The sequence below is a fragment of the Croceicoccus mobilis genome, assembly GCF_001661965.1.
Lineage (GTDB): Bacteria > Pseudomonadota > Alphaproteobacteria > Sphingomonadales > Sphingomonadaceae > Croceicoccus > Croceicoccus mobilis.
On sequence record NZ_LYWZ01000013.1, the window covers coordinates 1 to 4,768 of the forward strand.

At 61.0% G+C, this 4,768-nt stretch carries 4 protein-coding genes; 2 read left to right on the forward strand and 2 right to left on the reverse strand.

The annotated features are described in order from the left end of the window. Both A9D13_RS04040 and A9D13_RS04045 read left to right on the forward strand, forming a co-directional pair. Nucleotides 1-1,516 (forward strand): Tn3 family transposase (locus A9D13_RS04040; RefSeq protein ID WP_156521916.1); only part of this gene is annotated, 1,516 nt, incomplete at its 5' end. 248 nt (nucleotides 1,517-1,764) lie between these two features. Next, a complete protein-coding gene (locus A9D13_RS04045) occupies nucleotides 1,765-2,937 on the forward strand; it encodes an alpha/beta fold hydrolase (protein ID WP_244884876.1) in 1,173 nt (390 codons plus the stop codon). A gap of 88 nt (nucleotides 2,938-3,025) precedes the next feature. Here the strand turns inward: A9D13_RS04045 and A9D13_RS04050 are convergent, their stop codons facing one another. Continuing rightward, nucleotides 3,026-4,180 carry a serine hydrolase domain-containing protein gene (locus tag A9D13_RS04050; RefSeq protein WP_062347427.1) on the reverse strand — a complete coding sequence of 385 codons (1,155 nt, stop codon included), beginning with the start codon at nucleotides 4,178-4,180 and terminating at the stop codon, nucleotides 3,026-3,028. Between the two features lie 257 nt (nucleotides 4,181-4,437). Beyond that, a partial coding sequence (locus A9D13_RS20770; RefSeq protein WP_213177503.1) for a helix-turn-helix domain-containing protein occupies nucleotides 4,438-4,768 on the reverse strand: 331 nt, incomplete at its 5' end.

Genomic DNA, 4,768 nt, shown 5'->3' on the forward strand with positions numbered 1-4,768 from the left:
GTCCTGGCACAATTCCAGGTTGATGGTAGCACGCGCCCTGGGCCGATCTCTGGAAGCCGACATTGAGATTGACGGTCTCTCCCGCCTTCTCGACGAGGCATATCGACATGTCGTTGCGCGCGCCGGCGACAATCCGGACCTGCGTTTTGAGACGGTCGCCGACAAGATGGGGATTGTGGTCACGCCCCTCGACAAGCTTGATGAACCCGAGAGCCTTCGAGCACTTCGCGCCGCCGTCCAAACGCGCATGCCGAAGGCCGGAATGCCCGACATCTTTCTTGAAGTCATGGCGCGAACCGGATTTGCCAAGTCCTTTACGCATCTGAGCGAGCGTCAGGCCACCGTCGAGCACTTCGAGATAAGCCTGTGCGCGACCCTGGTCGGCGGCGCCTGCAACATCGGTCTTGAGCCGATCGTGCGCCCGGAATTTGCGGCTCTGCGTCGCGACCGTCTTTCTTGGGTCGGTCAGAATTTCATTCGGCCCGAGACCATCGCCGCGGCCAACGCCGCGATCGTTTCCGCTCACAGTCGTCTGGATATCGTCCAACATTGGGGCGCAGGCGAGGTGGCCAGCGCCGACGGCATGCGTTTTGTCGCTCCGTCGAGCGCCATACACGCCGGGCCCAACCCCAAATATTACGGCCAGGAGCGCGGCGTCACTTGGTACAACATGATTTCCAATCAGTTCAGCGGTCTGACCGGAGCGGTCATCCCCGGCACGTTGCGCGACAGCCTGGTCGTCCTGGCTCTCCTGCTGGAGCAGGAAACCGAGCTCGATCCTCTGGAGATCATGACCGACACCGCCGCCTATTCCGACGCCATTTTCGGTCTGTTCTGGCTCTTGGGCTACCGGTTCAGCCCCCGTCTGGCGGACATCGGCGACGCCAAACTCTGGCGTATCGACCGCCAGGCGAGCTATGGGCCGTTCGATCAGACCGCCTGGGGCAGGGTTAAAATCAATCTGATCCGGGAAAACTGGTCCGACCTTATCCGCTTGGCCGGATCGCTCAAGCTCGGCCACCTCAAGGCCGCAGGCGTCATGCGAATGCTGCAGGTCAAAGACCGCCCAACAACGCTGGCCAAGGCCCTGTCTGAACTCGGCCGCATCATCAAGACGCTGCATATCCTGCGATACATCGATGACCGGCCGTTCCGGCGACGAATATTGTTTCAGCTCAACCGGCAGGAATTGCGCCACAAGCTCGGTCGGCGCGTCCATCACGGCGATCGGGGCGAAATCAGAAGCCCTCTGCGTCAGGGCCAAGAGGAGCAGCTTGGGGTCCTCGGTCTGGCCCTCAACTCCATCGTCCACTGGAACGCTGTCTACATGCAGGAAACCGTGCGCCAACTCAGCGAGGCCGGGACGCCGCCGCTGCCCGCCGATATCGCTCGGCTCTCGCCGATATCTTGGCGTCACATCAATTTCCTCGGCCGCTACGACTTCTCCGTGCCTGACGCCGTCGCAAACGGCGGCCTCAGACCGCTACGCCAACCTAATTCCGAATGGGACTTTTGAAAGGAAATAATGCCCCTTACGACACTTTCCTGTTCCGCTCAGCCGCACGACCCTCTATAGGCTGTACCGCCCTAAAAACGTACCTATCGTGACCGAGGACAACGGAAAACCGCTACCTATTTGGGCAAACAGGGGAGGGGATGGTTGCTCAGTGCGCGCCCCTTCGCATGGGAAGCCCTTCCCTTGACTGGAGTACGGTAATACGCAATTATAGTTAGATAACTAAGGATATGGCCATGGAGAGAGGATTGCCGACAAAGGCGCTATGGGATCGCCTTCCCGAAATCGTTCGCTTCCGCGATCAACCGGGGATGACGGAGACCTACAGTTTTGCGGGCGCCGAGGGCACGACCGAGCTGGAAGGCCAGCTGTTCCGGCAGAGAGCGCGGCCATCTAAGGCGGTCTATTTGTTCATGCACCCCACAGCCACGGTCCAGCTGCTCCCAATGCCTGAGGCGCTTGCCGATGCGGGGTTGCACGTACTTTGCGCGTCGAGTCGCTACCCGAGAAACGATAGTGCGCTGATTATGGAAAAGGTCGCCTACGACATGGGCCAGTGGGTGCGCCACGCGCGCGAGTCGCTGGGTTATGAAAAGGTGATCCTGGTGGGATGGTCGGGCGGCGGCTCGCTATCGCTGTTTTATGCGGCCCAGTCTGAACATCCGACAATCACCCACACGCCCGCCGGCGACCTTTATGACCTGACAGCAGCGCGGCTGCAGCGGGTTGACGGAATAGTCCTCATCGCCGCCCACCTCAGCCGGGCGGAAGTGCTGACCGAATGGCTTGACCCCTCCGTCATCGACGAATTCGACCCGGACACGCGCGATCTCGAATTCGATATCTATAGTCCGGACTGCCCGAACAAACCACCATTCACCGCTGACTTCATCGCCGCCTTCCGCGAGAGGCAGCGGGCCCGCAATCGCAGAATTACCGCCTGGGCCGAGGAAATGCTTGCCACGCTCCGTCGTCGCAACGACGGCGAAACCGAACGCGCCTTCGTCACGCACCGCACGATGTGCGACGTGCGCTGGATTGATCCGACGATCGACCCCAATGGACGCGCGCCGGGGGCATCCTATCTTGGCAATCCACGCACGGTGAACGTGGGACCCGCTGGTTTGGCGCGATTCTCAACCCTGCGCTCGTGGCTGTCGCAATGGTCCTACGACCTATCCAACTCCAAGGCTGCCGTTAACGCGACAAAGATCCATCGGACCCCTGTGCTGCAGATCGAGAATGAAGCGGACGACGCGGTTCCCGCGAGCCATAATCCGATCATTCACAACGCGCTCACCGTTGCGAACAAGGAATTTGTGAGCATCAAGGGCGCGACCCATTTCTACCAGGGCCAGCCCGAACATGTCAGCGCTTGTATCGACGGGATCATCGACTGGAGCCACCGCAACGATTTGTGATCTGGCCGCCGCGATCGACGCGGCGCCTCCGCATTTTCGCTGCGGCGCGGCCGGCTTACGCCGGCCGGTCGCGGATTCCTTGCGGGGATCAGTTGTAGACGGCGTCCCGGATGTCGGACACGAACTTCCCCGACATACCCTCAAAGGCCGTGTTGGTCATGGCCACGACCGTCAGCGCGTTTGCACGATCGATGAACCAGCTATTGCCGTATCCGCCGGCCCAGTGAAGCGTTCCGGGAGACTGCGGCGACGGGACGGCGTGCGGATCTGCAAGCACTGCCCAGCCGAAGCCGAAGCCCCAACCCGGCCCGCAGGCCGCAGCCTGAGGTCCGAGCTGATCGGTCGCCATCATCTCGACTGTTTCAGGCTTCAGGATCGGACCACCCCCGAGCCGGATGGTTTCCAGAAAGTGCAGGACGTCGCCCGCAGTCCCCACCATCCCACCCCCGCCTGACGGATAGGAGTTTGGATCCAGGATACGGCTCGGCGCGAACGTTAGCGACCCGTTGAAGGCATCCAGAGGCACTACCATGCCGTCCGTGATGCGGACGGGAACGGATTCGCTGTTGAAGTAATTCGTCGCGAGCCGCTCAACATCCGCAACGGCAAAGCCGGTATCGACGATACCCAGCGGATCCGTGACCAGTTTGCGCACAGCATCGCGTAGCGAACCACCGGTAACGCTCTCAACCACCCCTCCCATCACATCCATGCCAAGGGAATAGCGAAAACCCGACCCCGGTGCGGCGGTAAGCGGGGCGGCAGCCAGGCGCCGAAGATTCTCGGATAGCGACAATCCCGGTTGATCCAACCCGTCGGAGACGTCGAGGCGACGATAATGGCCATCGCTCCCTTCCTGAAACGGATAGCCGAGCCCCGATGTGTGCGTGAGCAGATGGCGGATCGAGATGACCGGAACCGATCCATCGGACAGGCGCGGCTGAAAGTCGGGCAGGAAGCGCGTCACTGGATCGTCCAGCCTCACAACACCATCCTCGATCAGGCGCATCACGGCGGCGGTGACAAAGGGTTTGGTCACCGATGCAAATCGGAAAATGCTATCCGTTTGCATCGGCTTTTGCGATTCACGGTCTGCAAATCCCGCCGCGCGGCGATAGGCGATCTTGCCGCCCCGGGCGACGATCACGACCGTTCCCACCAAACGATTGTCGGCGAGAGCATTGTCTATCGCGCGATCCAGGCGATCGGACACATCCGCGCCTTTAAAGGCTGATGAACTCATAAGTTCAAACTCTCCCGATACTCTCGCAGACCGGACGCGGCCCGCACCTAAGCGATTGCAGTCATCAACCGCGCGGTGGAGAGCGACGACGATTCGGTCGGAGGCAAGGCCTGACCATCAGCACACCTCTCCACGCAACCTTCACGTCGCAGACCGCCACCGTGCAGTTCCTTAGTTATCTAACCATTAGTGATGTAAGTATCGGCGCGCAACATTGATGTGGGGCATCCATGGTGGCGAGGACACCCACTATCGCATCAGTCGCCTGCCTCATGAGTGATGCCGGCGACCCCTCGGTCCTCTCGGCGCCGCCGACCCGGCTTCGCGTCGGGCTCCTCGGGGGAGAGGCTCCGAATCGCAGCTTCTAGATTGGTCTGCAGCTCGCCCAATAGGGCGATCTGGAGATCCGCTTCGCGGCGCGAAATGCCGGTCTTAGCGATATCCCCAACTTCGATGCCAATGGGCAGAAGCTTCCTTTTCAGCTCGTGACCGTAAGGGGTGAGGAAGATGTTGATCTTCCGCTTGTCCGCCGCGTTGCGGACCCGGGCAACGATTCCCCGTTGCTCCATGGAAGCGATCGCCGAAAGC

Bases quoted from the DNA above. Each gene is read 5' to 3' on its own strand.
- A9D13_RS04050 (WP_062347427.1), bottom strand. From the start codon at position 4,180: ATGAGTTCATCAGCCTTTAAAGGCGCGGATGTGTCCGATCGCCTGGAT.